Source organism: Rhodococcoides sp. S146-33, from assembly GCF_059489205.1.
Window position 1 is genome coordinate 141,823 of the sequence record NZ_JCAJWY010000002.1, and the last position, 19,945, is coordinate 161,767.

The 19,945-nt window shown below is 63.3% G+C and carries 13 protein-coding genes and 1 pseudogene; 8 read left to right on the plus strand and 6 right to left on the minus strand.

The window, feature by feature from the left end; translation table 11 throughout:
* Nucleotides 1-63 precede the first annotated feature (63 nt).
* Genes AC5WEY_RS09325 through AC5WEY_RS09340 form a run of 4 tightly spaced genes read left to right on the plus strand, consistent with a single transcriptional unit; the run spans nucleotide 64 to nucleotide 6,193 of the window.
* Complete coding sequence (locus AC5WEY_RS09325; RefSeq protein ID WP_495645678.1) at nucleotides 64-1,569, plus strand: acyl-CoA synthetase; 1,506 nt, start codon at nucleotides 64-66, stop codon at nucleotides 1,567-1,569.
* 1 nt (nucleotide 1,570) lies between these two features.
* Nucleotides 1,571-4,357 (plus strand): acetoacetate--CoA ligase, encoded by a 2,787-nt coding sequence (locus AC5WEY_RS09330; RefSeq protein WP_495645679.1) that lies wholly within the window; start codon nucleotides 1,571-1,573, stop codon nucleotides 4,355-4,357.
* Nucleotides 4,354-5,289 (plus strand): 3-hydroxyacyl-CoA dehydrogenase NAD-binding domain-containing protein, encoded by a 936-nt coding sequence (locus AC5WEY_RS09335; protein ID WP_495645680.1) that lies wholly within the window; start codon nucleotides 4,354-4,356, stop codon nucleotides 5,287-5,289. Before AC5WEY_RS09330 ends, AC5WEY_RS09335 begins: the two co-directional genes overlap by 4 nt.
* A 4-nt stretch (nucleotides 5,290-5,293) precedes the next feature.
* Complete coding sequence (locus AC5WEY_RS09340) at nucleotides 5,294-6,193, plus strand: amidohydrolase family protein (protein ID WP_495646518.1); 900 nt, start codon at nucleotides 5,294-5,296, stop codon at nucleotides 6,191-6,193.
* A gap of 98 nt (nucleotides 6,194-6,291) precedes the next feature.
* Here AC5WEY_RS09340 and AC5WEY_RS09345 read toward each other — a convergent pair whose 3' ends face one another.
* From AC5WEY_RS09345 to AC5WEY_RS09355, 3 genes are all read right to left on the minus strand, one after another.
* On the minus strand, nucleotides 6,292-8,793 hold the full coding sequence (locus AC5WEY_RS09345; RefSeq protein WP_495645681.1) for an alpha-L-rhamnosidase-related protein: 2,502 nt from the start codon (nucleotides 8,791-8,793) through the stop codon (nucleotides 6,292-6,294).
* A 279-nt stretch (nucleotides 8,794-9,072) separates the two neighbouring features.
* Complete coding sequence (locus tag AC5WEY_RS09350; protein WP_495645682.1) at nucleotides 9,073-10,488, minus strand: amidase; 1,416 nt, start codon at nucleotides 10,486-10,488, stop codon at nucleotides 9,073-9,075.
* 171 nt (nucleotides 10,489-10,659) lie between these two features.
* Nucleotides 10,660-12,129 (minus strand): M28 family peptidase, encoded by a 1,470-nt coding sequence (locus AC5WEY_RS09355; protein ID WP_495645683.1) that lies wholly within the window; start codon nucleotides 12,127-12,129, stop codon nucleotides 10,660-10,662.
* Nucleotides 12,130-12,275: 146 nt separating this feature from the next.
* Here AC5WEY_RS09355 and AC5WEY_RS09360 point away from each other — a divergent pair, with 146 nt between their 5' ends.
* A complete protein-coding gene (locus tag AC5WEY_RS09360) occupies nucleotides 12,276-13,415 on the plus strand; it encodes a GDSL-type esterase/lipase family protein (RefSeq protein ID WP_495645684.1) in 1,140 nt (379 codons plus the stop codon).
* A gap of 107 nt (nucleotides 13,416-13,522) precedes the next feature.
* Here the strand turns inward: AC5WEY_RS09360 and AC5WEY_RS09365 are convergent, their stop codons facing one another.
* Nucleotides 13,523-14,821: an MFS transporter gene (locus AC5WEY_RS09365; RefSeq protein ID WP_495645685.1), complete on the minus strand. Its 1,299-nt coding sequence runs from the start codon at nucleotides 14,819-14,821 to the stop codon at nucleotides 13,523-13,525.
* Nucleotides 14,822-14,989: 168 nt separating this feature from the next.
* Nucleotides 14,990-16,090, minus strand: a complete 1,101-nt coding sequence (locus AC5WEY_RS09370) for a family 43 glycosylhydrolase (protein WP_495645686.1) — start codon at nucleotides 16,088-16,090, stop codon at nucleotides 14,990-14,992.
* Nucleotides 16,091-16,134: 44 nt separating this feature from the next.
* Between AC5WEY_RS09370 and AC5WEY_RS09375 the strand changes: the two genes are divergently transcribed.
* The 3 genes from AC5WEY_RS09375 (at nucleotide 16,135) to AC5WEY_RS09385 (ending at nucleotide 19,653) form a co-directional block, all read left to right on the plus strand.
* Nucleotides 16,135-16,779 carry a TetR/AcrR family transcriptional regulator gene (locus AC5WEY_RS09375; RefSeq protein ID WP_495645687.1) on the plus strand — a complete coding sequence of 215 codons (645 nt, stop codon included), beginning with the start codon at nucleotides 16,135-16,137 and terminating at the stop codon, nucleotides 16,777-16,779.
* Between the two features lie 183 nt (nucleotides 16,780-16,962).
* Nucleotides 16,963-17,763, plus strand: coding sequence for an alpha/beta fold hydrolase (locus tag AC5WEY_RS09380; RefSeq protein WP_495645688.1), 801 nt, complete (start codon nucleotides 16,963-16,965; stop codon nucleotides 17,761-17,763).
* A gap of 36 nt (nucleotides 17,764-17,799) precedes the next feature.
* Nucleotides 17,800-19,653: a glycoside hydrolase family 3 protein gene (locus AC5WEY_RS09385; protein ID WP_495645689.1), complete on the plus strand. Its 1,854-nt coding sequence runs from the start codon at nucleotides 17,800-17,802 to the stop codon at nucleotides 19,651-19,653.
* 180 nt (nucleotides 19,654-19,833) lie between these two features.
* Here the strand turns inward: AC5WEY_RS09385 and AC5WEY_RS09390 are convergent.
* Nucleotides 19,834-19,935 (minus strand): annotated as a pseudogene (locus AC5WEY_RS09390) (hypothetical protein); the annotation flags it as partial.
* Between the last annotated feature and the right edge of the window lie 10 nt (nucleotides 19,936-19,945).

Consider the following 19,945-nt stretch of genomic DNA (forward strand, 5'->3'; position numbering starts at 1 on the left):
CGGTCCCATCGATTCGGACGACGGTTCGCGTCGTTCGGCGCACTCGTGACACACCGGCCCGGTGTGGCGACACTGTCCGAACGTCGAGCCCGGATGAGCGGCGACGCGGTGGCTCTGGTGTACCTCGGCGCAGAACTGACGTATCGCGATGTGCACAGGCGCGTGCTGCATCGTGCCGCGGAACTCCTCCGACTCGGGGTCGGGCGCGGCGACCGCGTCGGATACCTCGGGCCCAACCACCCCGCGCTGGTGGAGACCATGCTCGCGGCCGTGCGGCTGGGGGCAGTGTTCATGCCGCTCAATTGCCGTCTGACCGCACCCGAACTGGCGTACCAGCTCGACGACTCGAACGCTGCTGTTCTCGTTGCAGATCCGACCCTGGCCGCGCTGGATGCCCTGCGGTCCGTCACCCGCATTCATGAAGTCGAATGGTCGACCGATGACGTGACCCCGCCCGAAGACGTCCCCGCTGCGAACGTCGGCGGAGACGACCCGGCCTTTCTCCTGTACACCTCCGGAACAACGGGGCATCCGAAGGGGGCGGTGCTGACCCACGAGAATCTGTTGTGGAACAGCTACAACATGCTGCTCGACGTCGATGTCTCGTCGGACGAAGTTGCGCTGGTCTCGGCTCCGATGTTCCATGTCGCTGCACTGAACCAGGTGGTTCTCACGGTATTCCTCAAGGGCGGAACCAGTGTCATCGCGCCGAAGTGGGATGTCGACGATACCTTCGATCTCATTGCGCGCCATCGGATCACATGGATGTTCGGAGTGACGTCCATGTATGTTCAGCTTGCCAGGTCGCCGCGGTGGCGCGACGCGGATCTCGGTTCGTTCCGCAGTGTCATGTCGGGCGGAGCGCCCATCCCGCTGCAGTTGATCGAGACCTATCGCGAGAAGCGCGTGACCTTCTGCCAGGGGTACGGCCTGACCGAAACTTCGCCCGGCGCAACCTTTCTGAGCCCCCGTGATGTAGAACGCAAGGCAGGCTCCGCCGGTCAGCCGGTGATGTTCGACGATATTCGGATCGTGGATTCATCAGGTCTCGACGCTGCCACGGGCACCGCAGGCGAGGTACTGGTCCGTGGTCCTAACGTGACGCCCGGGTATTGGAACAACGCCGGTGCGACCCGTGCCGCGTTCACCGACGGCGGATGGTTCCACACCGGCGACATCGCCTACCAGGACGACGAGGGGTTCGTGTTCATCGTCGACCGGGTGAAGGACATGTACATCTCCGGTGGCGAGAACGTCTATCCCGCAGAGGTGGAGAACGTGCTCTACCGGCATCCCGCGGTGGTGGAATGTGCAGTGGTCGGTACTGCCGACGAGCGGTGGGGTGAGGTGGGCCATGCCTATGTGGTGATCGAACATGATTCGTCACTGGACGCAGAGGCTCTGCGCGGCTTCGCCCTTGACCACCTGGCCAAGTACAAGGTGCCCGCCTTCGTCACGTTCGTCGATACGCTTCCCCGCACCGGATCCGGGAAGGTGCGCAAGAACGCCCTCCGTTCCGGAAACGCTCTCGGGGCTCACGGAAACACTACGACAAGTAAGGCCCGATGATATGACCGACCGCATTTCCGAATCCCTGATCTTCGAACGCCGCGCGGATATCGGGATTCTGACTCTCGATCGTCCCCGCAAACGTAATGCATTGAACGACGACACCGTTCGAGCTCTGGGTGACTTCTTTCGTTCGCCTCCTGCAGACATACGCGCAGTGGTCCTGACATCGACCGGACAACACTTCTGCGCCGGGTTGGACCTGTCCGAGCTCACCGAACGTGATGCCGTGGGCGGACTGCATCATTCTCGAATGTGGCACAAGGCATTGGGGGAGATGGCCGGCGGCGATGTCCCCGTCGTAGCGGTACTTCGAGGGGCCGTCGTCGGAGGCGGCTTGGAACTCGCTGCAGCCGCCCACATCAGGGTGGCCGAGCCGAGCACGTTCTTCGCGCTGCCCGAGGGGCAGCGTGGGCTGTTCGTCGGCGGCGGCGCGTCCGTGCGCATCCCGCGTCTGATCGGCGTCGCGAGAATGCAGGACATGATGCTGACCGGCCGTGTTCTGAGCGCTGTGGAGGGGGAACGCCTCGGCTTGGCCACGTACCTCGAGGACGACGGAGAGAAGCGAGCGGTGCAGCTCGCCACCACGATTGCAGCCAACTCTCGGGTCACCAACTACGCAGTGTTGCAGGCCCTTCCGCGTATCGCCGAGGTCGGCCGAGACGAGGGCTCGATGTTGGAGTCGCTGATGGCCGCCGTGGCGCAGTCGAGTGCCGAGGCCAAGGAGCGCATGGGATCGTTTCTCGACGGTAGCGGTCCCAAGGTGAAAGCGAGCCACGTGAAGTCGAGCCCGGTCGATGCGATCGAGGTGACAGCGACCGAGTCGACCGAGCCCCTTCAGGTGCTTCGCCCTGTTCCGGCAGACGTGCATGCGACGTCCCGTGTCGGAACCTACCTGAAGTGGCTCTCGACCGATCGTGGTCGTGAGTTCGAGGACTGGAATGCGCTGCAGCGCTGGTCCTCCACCGAGATCGAGGAGTTCTGGGAGTCGATCTGGGACTACTTCGGGGTGATCAGCCACGCTCCCTACGACGCCGTTCTGATCGAACGTGTCATGCCGGGAGCGCAATGGTTCCCCGGAGCGCGAATCAACTACGCCGAGCATTCTCTGGGAACCGCCGCTGATCTGGACTCCGTGGCCGTCAAGGCTCGGTCGCAGACCCGCGACGATCTGAACATGACATTCGCCGAACTGCGGGACGAGGTACGTCGGGTACGGGCCGGTCTCGTCGATCTCGGTGTCACCAGGGGGGATCGGGTGGCGGGGTACCTACCGAACATCCCTGAAGCATTGGTGGCGTTTCTCGCCACGGTGAGCTTGGGTGCGATCTGGGCGGCATGCGCGCCCGAGTTCGGTGCACCGAGCGTGATCGATCGATTCGGGCAGATCGACCCCAAGGTGCTGTTCGTCGTCGGTGGATATACCTACGGTTCCAAGGAAGTGGATCGCCGCGCCGAGGTGGCGCAGATCAGTAGCGCGTTGCCGACGGTGTCGGCGGTGGTGTCCGTTCCTTACGGGCCGGTCGTCGTGGACGAGGACGTGACGCTCTGGGGCGATCTGGGGGCAGCCGAGTCCGGCGCGACCGGGTCGTTGCCCGAGTTCGAGGCAGTGCCGTTCGATCATCCACTGGTGGTCCTGTTCTCCTCCGGCACAACGGGCAAACCCAAACCGATCGTGCACGGTCATGGCGGGATCCTGCTCGAGACGATGAAGAACCACGCCCTCCACTTCGATCTCGGGCCGGGCGACACGTTCTCCTGGTTCAGCACCACGGCGTGGATGATGTGGAACGCACTGGTGGGCGCGCTGGTGGTGCGGTCGTCGATCGTGATGATGGACGGCAACCCGACGTTCCCCGATGTGCGCTACCAGTGGGAGATCGCAGCCGAGACGCAGGCAACGGTGATGGGGATGAGTCCGAGCATCGTGATGGCCTCCCGCAGAGAAGGGGTCGAGCCTGTCGAGGAATTCGAACTGTCGGCAATTCGACAGTTCGGAGCAGCCGGAAGTCCGCTCCCCGTCGAAGGCTATCGGTGGGTCGCCGACCGGTTCGGGCAGGGCGTGCTGCTCAATGTCGGCAGCGGAGGAACCGACGTCTGCACGGGCATCGTGCAGGCTTCGCCGATGACACCGGTCTACGCGGGGGAGATGTCCGGGCCCAGCCTGGGTTTCGCAGCGACTGCGTACGACGAGGACGGCAAGGAAGTGATCGGACGACTCGGCGAGCTCGTCATCACCGAACCTGTTCCGTCCATGCCCGTGAAATTCTGGGGCGACGACAACGGATCGCGTTACCGTGCAACATATTTCGAGAAGTATCCCGGAGTCTGGTGTCACGGCGACTGGATTCGGTTTCGCGCTGACGGCGGTGTCGTCATCACCGGCAGGTCCGATGCAACTCTGAACCGTGGAGGCGTCCGTCTCGGGACTGCCGAGTTCTACCGCGTTGTCGAAGAACTGGACGGAATCACGGATTCACTCGTCGTTCACTTGGAAGACGACCAGGGTGGGATCGGCCGTCTTCTGCTTTTCGTCGTGACCGGAGACGGAACCGAGTTGACCTCCGCTCTGCGCACGACGATCTCGTCGACGCTGCGCCGGTCTTTGTCACCGCGTCACGTTCCGGACGACATCCGAGAGGTTCCCGTGGTGCCGTACAACCGCACCGGTAAGAAGCTCGAAATTCCGGTCAAGAGGATCCTGCTCGGTGCGGATCCGGCGACCGTGGTGGCTCCAGGTTCCTTGGCTCGCGCCGATTCCCTCGATGCGTTCGCGAGCGTCGAATGACAGGGACGGTCGGCGTCGTTGGAACCGGAGTCATCGGAGCAGCCTGGGCCTCGAGCTTTCTCGCAGCCGGACACGATGTGGTCGCCACCGATCCGGCGGACGGAGCGCAGGCGCGCCTGATCAGGTCCGTGGAGGACATGCTCGATATTGCGTCCGAGTTGTCCGGCCGGCCCGCGTCCGTACGCGGTTCACTGCGGTTCGTCGGTACCACTGCCGACGCCGTCCGTGACGCCGACTTCGTCCAGGAGAGCGGGCCCGAGCGTCTGGAAGACAAGCGCGCTCTCCTCGCCGACATCGATTCCGTTGCGCGGCCCGGGGTCGTCGTCGCGTCGTCCACATCGGGATTCGCACCGAGTCGGTTGCAGGAACTGTGTCGCGTGGACCCCGGTCGTGTTCTGGTGGGCCATCCGTTCAATCCCGCGCATATCGTCCCGTTGGTGGAAGTCGTTCCCGGACAGACAACTACGAGGGAGCACGTCGAGTCGGCGATGTCGTTCTATCGCGGACTCGGCAAGAAGCCGATTCTGGTACGAGCAGAGATACCGGGGCACATAACCAATCGCTTGCAGGCGGCATTGTGGCGTGAGGCGTATTCGCTCGTCGACCGCGGGGTTGCGACGGTAGCGGACATCGATACCGCCATCTCGAACGGACCCGGCTTGCGGTGGGCGATCGTCGGTCCGCTTTCTACGCAACATCTCTCGGGTGGGGCGGGTGGGATGCGGCACCTGCTCGAGCACCTCGGCCCGCCCACCCAGAAATGGATGGACGATCTGGGCGAACCACAACTGACCTCAGAACTCACCGACAAGCTCGTCGCCGGTATCGACGACGAAATGGCGGGTATCGACCAAGCCGGACTCGTCGCGGACCGCGACCGTCTGCTCGTCGACATCATGCGCCTCAAGCGATCCAGCCACCACCTTCCCTAGGAGCATCGTGTCCTATACGCCCTCACTCGACCTCGACTCGATAGTCGCCATCGACGTACACACTCATGTCGAAGCCGACGATGCGCATCACTGTTCGCTCGATCGGGAGTTGCTCGACGCGTCCGAGAAGTACTTCAAGCCGGGCACCAACCGCACTCCCACAGTCGACGATCTGGCCGCGTATTACCGACACAGGAATATGGCGGCCGTGGTGTTCACCGTCGACGCACGAACGGCATTGGGGCACCCGCCGGTATCGAGCGAGGAGATCGCGGCCAAAGCTGCTCAGCATGCCGATGTCTTGATCCCTTTCGGTTCTGTCGACCCGCACAACGTGCAGGAGGCCATATCCCGGATTCGCGTGCTCGCCCGCGATTACGGAGTCCGCGGCATGAAGTTCCACCCGAGCCTGCAGGATTTCGAGCCCAACGACCGGAAGTACTACCCCATCTACGAGGCGTGCGCCGAACACTCGCTGGTTGCGTTGTTCCATACCGGGCAGACCGGAATCGGTGCTGGGCTTCCGGGCGGCCGCGGTATCAAACTGCGGTACTCGGACCCCATGCTTCTGGACGACATCGCCGCCGACTTCCCGTCCCTGACAATGATTTTCGCGCACCCGTCGGTGCCGTGGGTCGACTCGTCCATATCGATTGCCACCCACAAGGCCAACGTCTACATCGACCTGTCGGGGTGGTCGCCCAAGTACTTTCCGCCGCAGTTGGTGCGCAACGTCAATTCACTGCTCAAGCACAAGGCGCTGTTCGGATCCGATTTTCCAGTTCTGACGCCGGACCGGTGGATCAAGGACTTCGCCGAACTCGGGATCAAGGACGAGGTGGTGCCGCTGATCATGAAGGAGAACGCCATTCGGGTTCTGGGTTTGCGCTCGGAGTCCGTGTGACCGCACGTGCTGTCGCGGCACACCGATCTTGTCCCGAACGCGGGCGTCGAGGCTTTCCGGCCTCGACGCCCGCGTCCCCGTGGGGTCCGGTGGGCTGATCACCGAGGCAATACGTGTACTCCTGCCTCGCGCACGATCGTTCGACCGCCGGACACTATCTCCACGCGGCACGGCGTTGTGACAAGGATTTCCGAGGGCGTCACGGACACGCGCAGCTGCCCTTCACGTGTCACCACTATTCCTGAAGCGCTGGTGAGGGATCCGAGACGGGGTTCGATACGCCAGGTCGTGCCGCCGAAGTCCGCGGGACGAACGCCGAGGATGTTCGCGAACAGATCGCTCGTCGGAGAGGAGCTCCACCCATGGGCGTGGCTGCCCCAACCCCAGCCTTCACCGAAGGTGTCGTACCCGTCATCGAGAAAATCCGACCATCGGCGAATCGACTCGAGCAGCTCCTCGGTGCACCCCGCCGCACCGAGCGCGTCGTGTACCAGGCTCGCACCGAACGGTTCCGCGCGAACGATCAGGCGGTCGACGTCCCAGTCGGGCTCCGGATGGTGTCTCATGGACCCCTCGAACGCATTGCCGCCGATGCCCTGCATGAGTCTTCCGAGCCAGGAGTGGGTGATCAGGTGCTCGGGGTCCGAGATCGCTCGTGCGATCCGTTGCCAACGGTGATGCGGCGCGAGACCGGACAGGATGGCCGTCGCCGATCCCAGTTGTGACGCTGCCCGTGAGCGGCGCGTGCCATCGTCGACGCGGTCGAGATACAGTCCACGATCCTCGTCCCAGAAATCTTCGAATCCCTCTCGGGCGGCATCCGCGAGCTGGATCGCCCACGACTGCGCTCCGTAGTTCTGGGCCGCCGCACTCAGGGCAGCGAATTCGCGCAGTCCACGCACCCAGAGCCCAGTCAAGATACTGCTGCGACCGTCGGTGTAGACACTCGACCAGTCCACGAGCACCCATCCGGGGACATCGCGAAGAGTGCCCCGCTCGTCGACGCAGGGCACGAACCATCGCAGGACACGCTCGGCAACGGGAAGCAGCGACACCACGAGGTCGTCCACTCCCTCGTGCATCGCGTAGACGTGCAATGCATGCAACCAGTGCAGTGACCAGGCGGGTGCGGTGACCGCGTCCGCGGCCTCGATATCGCCCGCGACGCTCATGGGGAGCAGGCCATCGTCCCGGGGGGACGCGGATCGAACCAGATACCGACGCGCCATGGTGCGGTCACTGTTCGTGTAGAGGTCGACTTCGAGGTGCACGACCCCGTCACCCACCCACGCGCGTTGTTCCCGTGTCGGGCAGTCGATGTACGAGTCGGTGGTGTTGAGCGCCACAGTGCGTACGCCTGCCGCCCAGATGGCGTCGATCGACGGGTCGGCGCTCGAGAATGTCGACCCGCCGGGACGGTCTCGAACGTTCTCACGGACGGTGATTCGAGGGGCGGGAATCGCAAGCGCAGCGGCGGGGTCCGATTCGTGGTGCATGCGGACGGCCGCCACCCGAAAACCGTGCGGTTCCGTCGACGCGAAGACCCCGGGTCCTTCGGCGCACGTATAGCGAAGCCCGTGCGGCACGTCTTGGGCGGTCGCGGACAGCCCCTCACGGAGGTCGATGTCCACGACCGTTCCTGCAGGGGCATCGACGGTCAGTTCGACGACACCGAAGACGATCCGGCCGAAATCGTACGAGAACACGCCCCCTGTCGAGGTCGCGACGTCGACTCCCGAGAGTTCCTCCCGAGCCGGAGCCTCGGCGGCTCGGACTACTGCGCTCGGATGCTCCGGCGCGGGGAGATCCACTGTGCGCGCATGATTCGCGGTCACCGAGCGTGGTTCGATCGTGGCTGTCCGATACATCGGCGTGCGGTGTGACGGGACACTGCCGTAGGGATCGGCCGGTGGTTGCGACCGTCCGGCTCCGGCAATGTGTCCGACGCTGAGTAGCTGCGCTCTCGACCAGCTCAGGTCGACCGCATCCGTGCGCGACGCGGCGAGCCGACCGTCGAACACCTCGGCGGGAATTCCTTCGATGTCGGAGCGGGGAAGGCGCGTTGTCGCGATCGTCCTTTTCACCCACCAGTGCTCGTCCGTGACGATCGACTCGCGCGAGAGGGTGAGCTCCGCGAGCAGCGCGGCGTGCGCACCGAGCCCGCCTGACGTGCGGGCCGGCATCCACAGAGCATTGGCTTCTCCGTAGTACGTCACCTGAACCACCAGTCGGTTGCTGCCACGGCGTAGCTCGGACGCGACCTCGATGTCGTCCGCTTCGAGACGGCGCGGCTGAAAGCGTGCCGGACCGCGGGCAATTTCCACGCCGTTGAGCCACACGATGTATCTACTGTCGGCGGCGACCCGCAGCCGAGCGAGCAGGGGCACCGTTGTGAGGGTGAAATGGCGACTGAACAGCACCACTTCCGAACGGGCCTGGACCAAGGCACCGTCCATTCCCGCGATAGAGCCGGTCGGCTTGGCACCGTCGCCGACTCCGATCCAGTGCGCCGACCACGGTCGTGCTGCCGCCAGGGCGTCTTCCTCGGCCTCGGTCGAGGGGCCGAGACGAACTTCGTTGTTCGAGAGCAGGTCGTTCACGTGCTGTCCTTCGATCAGGCCGGTGGTCCAGGATGCCGAGTGGTGGGCCAGTGGGTTTGCCCTACGGCGAGGACGAGGCCTGGCGCGGTATTTCGCCTGTCGACGATCGGCCGGCCGTGCATCACTGGGGTGTGTCGAAAAGTGTAATCCATTTGGATAATATGCGGCAGCGTTCGGCGGGTGCTCTTCGGCCTCTTTTTTCGACGCGGCGTCGGTCCGGCCAGACGCGATACCTACCTGAGTCTCGGCGCGAGGACGGTGAACGATCGGGTAGGGCTCTTACTCACCGAACGACGGGTGCATCGTGTGCCACTCGGTGGCCGACTCGTACCGCGCAGCGGCGTGAACCGCACGCGAGTCCTCGTAGAGCGGAGCGATGAATTGCAATCCGACAGGCAGGCCTTCATCGCTGAATCCACAGGGCACGGTGATCGCCGGGAGTCCGGCGTGCGAAGGCGGTTCCGTCAATCGGTGCAAGAACAGGCCAGGGTCCACGACCTTCTCGCCTGCAACGCGCTCCGGTCCCCCCAGGTCGCCGCAGTGCGGAAAGGACGTCGTCGGTGTCGTGGGCGTGACGATGAGGTCGAACGATTCGAACGCAGTCGCGTAGGCGTTGTAGATTTCGGTCTTCTCGCCTCGCACAGCATGGCTGACACGCTGGGGAGTGAGCGCTTCGGCGCGGCGCGCCAGCGCGAGAATCGAGGGCCACGCCTCTCCGCTCGATCCGAACTGCCGGACGGCGTCCTCGAAGTCGGCACCCCAGTACGCGATGAAGTAGTCGGTCGGGTCTGGAAGCGTGAGCTCGACTGTCTCGACGGTCGCTCCGAGCAGTCGCAGATCGTCCAGGGCCGCCTCGAACCTGGCAGCGACCTGGCCGTCGACGGGGCCGTGGTGGGGATTCGTCGTCGCGGCGATCCTCCAATCACGGAGGTCACCAGGACGGCGAGCGGCGTCGGCGAACACGTCGTCTCCGGTCGGAATGGTGAATCGGTCGCGCGGGTGTCGCCCCGCGGTCGCGTCGAGCATCAGCGCTGCATCGAGAACGGTACGGGCCAGGGGACCCTCCGTACCGTCAGGATCGGAATTGTCGGCATGAGGTATGCGGCCGGTGGACGGTTTGATTCCCACTACGCCACACAAGGATGCCGGAACCCTGATCGAACCGCCTCCGTCCGATCCCCAGCCGAGTGGCGCGATGCCTGCGGCGACGCTCGCCGCGGCGCCTCCACTCGACCCGCCGGAGGCGTGTCCCAGGGCCCACGGGGTCGATGTCGAGCCGGTCAGTCGGCTTTCGGTCACGCTGAGCATTCCGAACTCAGGGGTTGTGGTCTTTCCGATCAGGATGGCTCCTGCGGACTTCAACCGTTCCCAGGCGAGAGCATCGGTGGTGGGGATGTGGTCTGCGTAGAGGGTGGATCCGTACGTCGTCCGTACGCCTGCAGTGTCGGTGAGATCCTTGACGGTGATGGGTACACCGAAGAGGTCGGGGAGCTCATCGCCCCGCTGAAACCTCGCCTCGGCTGCGCGTGCTCGAACCCGCGCGAGTTCTGCGGTGACGGTGACCATCGAATTGATTCGGTGGTCGACCTGCTCGATTCGCTGCAACGCGGATTCCACCGCGTCGACGGGAGAGTATTCCCCCGACCGGTACATCCGAGCGAGCTCACTCGCGGTGTGCCACGTCTGATCGACCATGTCTGTCTCCCACCTCGACGGCGCAGCCCGGTGGGCGGCGGTTCCGTCTTCGATTCTGTGATTCTGCGGTTTATATGTAAAGGCTATTCCATAAAAATCTGCATCGAGTCGTTCGCGATTGCGCCGCACGCGACCGATAGCATGTCCTCGGAAATCCGGCCCTCGTAGCAACTACATCGCGCTCGGATTCGTGCCGGGTGGACGCACTGCCGTTGCGGCTATCTCGGCGAAAGCGAGACCGACCGGGCGCAGGTCGTCGACGGTCACCCGGTCGAGTGTGTCGGACGGATGGAAGAGGTACATCTGTCCGGCGACCATGCTCACGACCGGAATGCCGGCCTCGGCGAAGTAGTAGGCGTCGCTGACTACCTCGTCGGGGCGAAAGACGTACGGTTCGTCGTTGTCTTCCTCCCGATGCTCGACCGGGAGGAAGACCGTGCGGCGGAGGCCGTTCCGTACGAACGCCGCTCTGACGACGTCGTAGAGGCCGGACTTCTCCGATACGTACACGAGCCGGGGCTCGGCGTGACCGGTCTCGACTGCACGATTTGCCGTGTCGAGCTCGACCTCGTTCCCCACGTGTTCGATGCAGAGGTCGAGGACTATGTCGTGGTTCGCGGCGCGGCGTTCCTCGAGGAAGGACAGGTGGCCGACGTAGTCGGTGAAGTGGGTGTCCGTGGCCGCGAACATCATGGTCCTGTATCGCTCCGCAAGGGGCCTGGATGCGAAATATTCGGCCAGGGCAAGGACCTCCGAGACGCCGGACGCGTCCTGCACCGCTCCGGAGAAGACGGCGTCATGATGAGAGTGGACGAGCACGATCTCATCTGTCGCCCCGGGCAACATCCCACTGACGTTCAGCGCGTCCACGAGCTCGTACTCGACATCGACGATCAGCGACGCCACAGCCGACCCTGCCGACGAGACCATCAGATTCTCGATGGTCGCACCGTCGTCACGCGAAACCCACACAGCCGGCATGGACATCGCGTCGATACCGAGCGCCTGTCCGTTCTCGGTGTAGTCCTCGTTGTAGTTGAACCGATCCATGTAGTTCTGGAGCACACCGACGAACCCGACCGCCCCCGACTGCTGAGCCCGGAAGAAGTTGTCCGGCCAGTTGTACGGCGAGTAGATGTCGTACTTGTTCCGTTCCTCCTGCAACGAGCCGTCCGGATCGTAGGCCTCACCCCGGGGATGATGTTCGAGGAGAGCGGCATTCGAGCTTTCGAGGAACTCGATGTCGCAAACGACGATCTTGCCCGCAACGTCGACCCCGTCGAAGTCGGACGGCCAACCGTGCCGGAGATGCACGACCTCGACCGAGTCCAGGGCACTCCGGAACCTGCCGAGGGTTCCGCTCCGACCGGTTCCGTTGACCCAGAAGCAATCGATCGCCTGATTCCCGACGTGCAGAAGCTGTTGGTGGACAACCGGACACGGGGTCGGAGCCGTCTCGATAACCACGTCGTGCAGCCCGAAGCTGCGAAGGTTGTCCGCGATGTATTCGGCCGACGCGCGCCCCTGCGGAGTTCCGGTCCTACGGTGTCCGAGTCCCGCGAGATATTCGATCCAGCCGAAGATGCGCTCCGTCGACGGGAAGGCGTCCGATTCGATCGGTGAAGGTGACGTGATGTTCATCGGTTCCTCTGCTGGACTACCGGCAACGCGGAACGATCGCCGAAACGACATGAAATATAGCAGACGCTATACAACTCTCAGCGTCGAGCTGGGGTGGGGGCTCGAAGTTGAACGACGACCGTCGGTAGATTTGCTAGATTATCCGAATGGATAATGACGTGAACGCACTTGCCTTCTCGCTCGAAGGCGACGCCCTGGCGGAGGCGATCGAGGGGGCGGCTTTCCTCGAGCGCCCAGCGGAGGGCATTGCTCCCTGCCATCTTCCCGAATGGGCGCGACGGCGTTCGGGCTCATCCCATTTCGAGGTACTCGCGCGCGCCACGACAGGTGTGAGCATCGGCTTCAGGACCCGCTCTTCGCATATCGCCATGAGCGCGATATTCACGAGATATTCGTTCCTCGGCAGAGTCGACGATGTCGTCGTCAGTCTGTCCTCCGGACCATTTCGTCGCACCGTCGAGATTCCGGCGGACGAAGGTGTGATCGTCTCCGACTCCGGCGAGGTACGCGGTGGCGTCTCGGTTGTCCGGTTCGAGCTCGGTGACTCCGACGTCGAAAGGGACGTGATCATCCATCTGCCGCAGGGCGCTGCCACCACCGTCGTCGACGTTCGAGCGGATCGGCCGTTGAGCCCCCTGATCCGCGGCGGCGGGCCGTTGTGGCTGCACCATGGAAGTTCCATCAGTCACGGAGCCGGTCTCCCGGATCCGGAGTCGCCGTGGCCGATCCGTGCCGCCCGCGCCTTGGGTGCGCGAGTCGTCGACGCCAGTTTCTCTGGAAACTGCCTGCTGGATCCCTTCGTGGCCGACGCGTTGAGCGAACTCGAGATCGATGTTTTCACCATCGAGGTCGGCATCAACATCGTCAACTGGGATTCGCATATCGAGCGGACGTTCGTCCCGGCGCTGCACGGCTTCTTGGATCGATTCCGAACCAGGCACCCGGACCTGCCCATCCTGGTGATCACCCCGCTGTACTGCTCGTTCCACGAGAATGTGGGCGGGCCGATCGACATCGATCCCGACGGGAATTTCCGAGCGGCCGACACGCAGCGACTCGGAGCACTCACCCTCACCGATATTCGTCGGCTCGTCGGCGACGTCGTTTCGGCTCGCGGCGATGAACTCATCTCGGTTCTCGACGGAAGAGTATTGATCGGCGAAGGTGACGTCGATCTGCTGACCGACCGCCTCCATCCCGGCGAAGAGGGAACGCAGGCCATTGCGGACCGATTCGTGGACAGCGTTCGCGATCGGCGAGACGCGGTCGGTCTGGCCCTCGCGTAGAAAGCCGCCGGCGCGATGCGCCGGCGGCTCGTTCGGTGGGTGAATCGGCGAAAACCGCCCGGAGATGTTTCCCCGGGCGGTTTTCGCCGATGTGCGTTGCGCAGCGGCTAGCTGCTCACCTTGATGAAACCGATTGCGACAGTGGCGAAGACCGAGATGATGATGCCGGCGATGAAGAGTCCGACATATCCGCCGAATGACGTGGTGATGATTCCGGCGAGTACGACGCTGAATGCTTGTGGCAGGTTGGTCGCGATATTCAGGATGCCGAGGTCTTTGCCCGCAGCTCCTTCCAGGTCCGGCAGCACCTGCGTCATGATGACAGCGTCGGATGTGAGGTACATTCCGAATCCGGCCCCACCGATGATCGACATGATGTAAAGGCCTGTCAGGCTTGGCGTTACGAGCATCACCGCATAGCCGACGCCCATGAGGACGCACGCGACGACAAGGAATAGTTTGCGGTGGCCGTATCGGTCACAGATGTATCCCGTTGCGTACGAGGCGACTACGGTAGGGACAAGTGCGACGATGCTGACGATGCCGATTTGAGTGTTCGCGTCCGCGAGCTCGAGCCCGATGTAATCGGTAAGGATGAAGAACTGAAACGCACTGACGACGAACGCGCCGAGGATGTACAGGAAGCGCGCGGCGAAAGCCCAGGCGAAGTTCGGGTGGCGAACCGGATTGATCCAGAAGCCGAGGACGAAAGCCTTCCAGTTCATCGGCTCGAAATGGGCTTCCTTGCTCGAACTGTCCGGTGCGAATACGACGAACCCGATGACGGCAACCGCGATGGCAAGACCGAATGAGGTGTACGCGACCCGCGTGTTCGAGGCGAGCAGGCCTGCGACGATGACGCCGACGGAGTAGCCGACGTTCAGACCGAGTCCGATATAGGCCGAGACGATGCCGCGTCGGTTCACGGCATAACGATCTGCCACGATCGCAGAGACGGGCGCCCCGAGTGTCGCGGAGCCCACGCCCATCAGGACGGCGAAGAGAATGATCGTCGGAACGGAAGTCGTGAAGCCGATGACGATGATGGAGAAGGCGCTGAGCAGACCGCCGCCGAGTATCCAGGGAGCCCGACGGCCGAGACGAGACCGAGTCCGGTCACTGAGTGCTCCGACGAGCGGTGCGAGCAACACACTGACGAACAACGAGACCGAGGAAATGAGGGCCAGGTTTCCTACCTTGGATCCCTCGTCGAGGATGGTGAGCTGGTTAGGCAAAAGGACGGCGGAAAAGCCCAATGCGCTCGCAACCGTTGTCAGATTGAGGATCCCGAGCAGCGGTGCAGTACCACGGCCCGCCGGCGTGGACAGCCGTGGCGAGTCGATGGCGTCCAGAATCGGCGAGTCGGACAGCACAGCTCGCCCCTCGTCGTAAGGCGGAGTCGACATGACGTTCCTTTCCTGCGTGCATCGTGCGATGTCGCTCGGGTAGGTCGCAGTCCGGGGTGGGAAGTGATCCGCCGCACCGGCGCGAGAATGTGTAATCCAAGTGGATAGGACTATAGGCACGTCGCATCGGCGACACAATGGTTTCGCGCAAATTGGTATCCAGATGGATTATCGAGAGTGGGGGTTCCACTCGTCGAGCCACTCGATTCGCGGGATGGCGCCCTCGAACGTCAACGGCAACCACACGTAATCCGCAATCGACGTGTTCGCTTCGTTGAGGTCGGAGCCTGCTTTCGCCGCGAGTTCTGCTACCAGGTCCTCGCTGGAAGATTCGTCGAAGAAGGCCCGGAACATTTCCCGTTGGTCGGACTGCGTCTCGTCGAGATGTGGGAGCCAGCGATCGGCGACCGTGATGTAGGTGTTCGCTTCGACGGGGTGTGGAAACACGCAGCTGATCTGCGACCGGAACGAGAGCTGCGCGCCGGGGCCGATATGAGGGCTGCCGAGGTCACGCCATGGCCCGTGGTAGTCGTCGGCCACTGCAATCCTTGTTTCGTTCGGGAAGTAGCCGGACGTCCCCGATGTCACGAGGTAGTGCGCATCTCCGTGACGGAAGTAGGCAGGGGCCTCCCTGACCTCCGGAACCTGAAGGGAATCGAAGTGGCGGGAAAAATTACCTGTGAACCCGGTGTAGTCCTCGTCGAGATCGGCGCAGATGAGTTCTGAGTGCGGGTGCTCGAAGTAGGCGTACGCTCGGCCGTCGTTCGGATCGACAACGAGATCGAAGTCGCCGGCGAGGAAGCCTGCCGGTCGGACGCCGTCGGCCACCAACTCGTAGGGGCCGAGTAGTTCGTCGGCGACGAAACACGACCAGGTGTCGCCACCACCCATGATTTTCACCCAGCACACCCACGTGGCGTTGCGATCGTTGCGGATGATGTGTGGCCGATCGACCTGGCGTGAGGGATGCATCGGACCGTTCGGATCCCCTGGGGTGGGCGGGATGAGGAGACCGCAGTCCTCCCAATCGGCCAGATTGTCGGAGCGGTAGGCGCGTACGCCCCAGTGCCAGACATCGGGGCGACCGTCGGTGAACTCTTTGTTCTCGCCGTACCAGTAGTACATGCCCTCGTGCTGTAGGACGGATCCGCCGTGAGCCTGGATGCGCGCACCCGTCGTATCGAACCAAGGCTGTCCGGGGCGGATGACGGGGGCGTGAGTATCGGATGCAGTAGCGGTGTCCGATGCCAGGGGAGGAGTGTTGGACATGGTCTTCTCTCGAATCGGGGAATGTGTAGGCGAGTGTAATCCAGTTGGATAATTGCTTCGATGCGTTCGGTGTCATCGAATTCGGACCTTCGGCCTACGCTAAAGTCGCGCAAATGGGATCCGATACCGAGCAGAGCGACACTCGTGGAGACCTCATCCGAGGTGCAATTGCCGTTATTGCAGCGAAAGGCCTCCGGGGCTTCACGCTGCGTGCTGCTGCCGCGGAGGCCGGTCTCACGCACGGGATGATCGTGCATCACTTCGGCACTCGCGAAAATCTCATCGAGGCGGCCATGCTGTACTCGATGGAGGTGTCCTTGTCCGGGGCGGCGCCTCGCGCGGAAGGCGAACCCGTGCCACCGCTCGGCGATCAAGTCGAGCAGGTCGCAGCGGACGAGCTGGGCATGGTGGCCTTCAATCGGGAGGTCCTCAACGAAGCGACGCGCAGCGAGCGATTACGTCCGGTCGCCAAACGCATGTACGACAACTACGAACACGCGGTCACGGCACAGCTTGCGGCCGCGGGAATCGTCGACCCCTCTGCCACAGTGTTTTTCGGCTCCGCCATGGACGGCGTTCTGCGCCGTCAGATGGATACGGGCGACAAGGAGGCAACCAAGGGCGCGATCCTGCTCATGACCCGACTCGTTGAGTTGCTGGCCGAGGACATGAAAAAAACGGAAGCGTGATCGCACTCGACACCGCGACGCTGTCAGCGGTTTCGTCGAGCATGCCGTAGCGCGTCGTTCTCAGCGCAACGGCCTGGCCGCGACCTGAGTCAGCGCCAGCACTTGACCAGTTGGATAGTGAAGTGCACACTACAAAACCAGTGTGTGAACACTCCATGCCGGAAAAGTAGTGGAAAGTTGGCTATGAGTACAGCGATGCCCGAAGTCGGGGAAGTTCCGTTCGAGCGATTCCGGACCAGCGACGGGGTGACGATCTCCTACCGACGTTGGGGTGATCCAGCCGGCCGAGTGGTCTTGCTCCAGCATGGTTTCACCAGCGACACCGTCGAGGACTGGGTGGATACCGGCGTCGTCGGTGCTCTCATCGAAGCAGGACTGTCCGTGATCGGCGTCGATGCCAGAGGTCATGGCAACTCGGACGCTCCGCACAACGCCAATGCCTACGGCTTCGGCAGGTTCGCTGCAGATCTACTCGAATTGACCGTCGCACTTGGTATTCGGCAGTTCGATGTGGTCGGCTACTCGATGGGCGCGGTCATCGCACTCAATGCGGCGATGACCAATGACAGCGTCCGGAAGATCGTCATCGGCGGCATCGGCGGAAGCCTTGTCGCACTGGGCGGAGTCGATACCCGGATCGTTCCGGCCACGTCGTTCGTACATGCCTTTCATAACGCGGACCCAGGCGAAATCCCCGATCCTGGGCTCCAGGCGTGGCGGGCAGCCGTCGACGCCGCGGGAAAAGACAGGATCGCTCTCGGCTACGTCGCGGCGACGATGGGTGCCGGGGGAGTCGATGTGAAAGAGGTGTCTGCGCCGACTCTGTTGTTGGCAGGTGATCAGGATCCGTTCGCCGGCGAACCGGAGTTGGTGACGGCGGCGATGTCCGACTCCACCCTCATCGTCTTGGACGGAGACCACTCCCAACCGCGGTACACCGCGCAGTTTCGGGACTCCATTGTGGAGTTTCTGACCGCCATTTGACATTTAGGCATTTCGCTCCGAATCCGAGAGGCACCCATGACGCTCACGACGTCGACTGCTCCTGACGGCACCATCTTTCGAGATCTCAACAAGAACGGGGTGATGGAACCCTACGAGGATCCGCGGCTGTCCCCCGAGGAGCGAACGGCGGACCTTCTCGCGCGCCTGAGCCTTGAGGAAAAGGTCGGACTGATGTTTCAGACCGTCATCGAGATGGGCACCGACGGCGATCTTGTGGAAGAGCCCGGTTTCATATCGAAGTCCCCGACTTCCGATGTAGTCGTGGGAAAGAACATGAGTCACTTCAACATTCACGGGATCCGTACCGCACGGCAGGCCGCCCGCTGGAACAACAACCTGCAGAAGCTCGCCGAATCGACGCCGCACGGAGTGCCGGTCACGATCAGCACCGATCCTCGTCACGCGTCCTACGACAACGCCGGTGTCTCGTTCTCCGCCGGGGCCTTCTCGCGCTGGCCGGAAGCGCTGGGGCTCGCTGCGCTCGACGACGTGGACGCCATCCGCACCTTTGCTGACACGGCCCGGCAGGAGTACAGGGCAGTCGGCATCCGCGCCGCGCTACACCCCCAGATCGATCTCGCTACGGAACCGAGATGGGGCCGACAGGCCCAGACCTTCGGCCACGATGCGGACCGGGTTGCCGAATTCACTGCCGCCTACCTGCAAGGTTTCCAGGGTGACGTCCTCGGGCCGGACAGTGTCGCGTGTACCACCAAGCATTTCCCCGGAGGCGGTCCGCAGAAGAACGGAGAGGACGCCCATTTTCCTTACGGTCGCGAGCAGATCTACCCCGGCGGATTGTTCGATTACCACCTTCGGCCGTTCCGTGAGGCGATCGCTCGCGGCACCGCCGGGATGATGCCCTACTACGGGATGCCGGAGGGTTTGACGCGTGACGGCGACCCCATCGAGGAGGTCGGGTTCGGCTTCAACAAGCAGATCATCACCGGTCTGCTTCGAGAGGAGCTCGGCTACGACGGGGTCGTGGTCACCGACTGGGAACTCGTCAACGACAACGTCGTCGGTGATCAAGTTCTCCCCGCTCGCGCCTGGGGTGTCGAGGACTTGGACCCTTTGGAACGAGTCGAGAAGATAATCCACGCCGGCGCCGATCAGTTCGGAGGCGAGGAGTGCGTCGAAATGCTCCTCCAGCTCGTAGCCGAGGGCCGTGTCACCACAACTCGGATCGACGAATCTGCCCGTCGCCTTCTTCTGGTGAAATTTCGGCTCGGTCTCTTCGACAACCCCTACGTCGACGAGGACGCAGCCGAGAAAATTCTCGCCCGAAAAGATTTCCGCGCTCTCGGTTTCGACGCACAGGCCGCCTCGATCACCCTCCTCGAGAACAAAGATCACGGCGGAACCCCCATTCTTCCTCTCTTCACAAGTCCGGCCAGGACAAAGGTTTACAGTGAAAACCTTTCAGCGAGCGCGCTGGAGCAGTGGGCTGATGCAGTTCCGAACCCCGACTCGGCGGATGTCGCCATCGTCCGCCTCGGCGCTCCTTTCGAGCCGCGCAGTGACCTTTTTCTGGAAGCGTGGTTTCATCAGGGCTCGCTCGAGTTCGCTCCCGGCCTCGTCCACAGGTTGTCGCGCATCGCCGGTCACTGCCCTCTGATCGTCGTGGTGAACCTCGACCGCCCTGCGATCATGACACCACTCGTGCCGTTCGTGTCTGCCCTCGCCGTGGAATACGGCAGCTCCGACGACGCGGTACTTGCTGCGCTCGCAGGCTCCATCCGTCCGGTCGGAAAGCTCCCGGTCGAGATTCCCCGATCGATGGATGCGGTTCGCGCGTCTCGCGAGGATGTTCCCTCCGACACCGTCGACCCCGTCTACCCGCTTCATTTCGGACTCGCCCTCGACTAGGTTCCGGTCAGCGCGCGGCGTAGCCGTGGATGCCCCTGCGGCGCAACCCGATAGACCGCAATCTCGGTGGTCTTGCCCGTTGGGGGTGTGGTTCATTCCGGTATCGCTCGTCGCCAGTCACGACGGTCGAACCGGGCGTGGAGTTTCCGCGACCGCGGGGTGGACAACTCCGCCTCCGCCCACTGTCCGAAGATCGTCGATCGTCAGTGCAGCCCCAACCCGACGCTTCATGGCGTCGAGTTGGGGCTTCTTGAATCGCAAGAGCGGTGCCAGATCGCGCACCTTCGGGGGC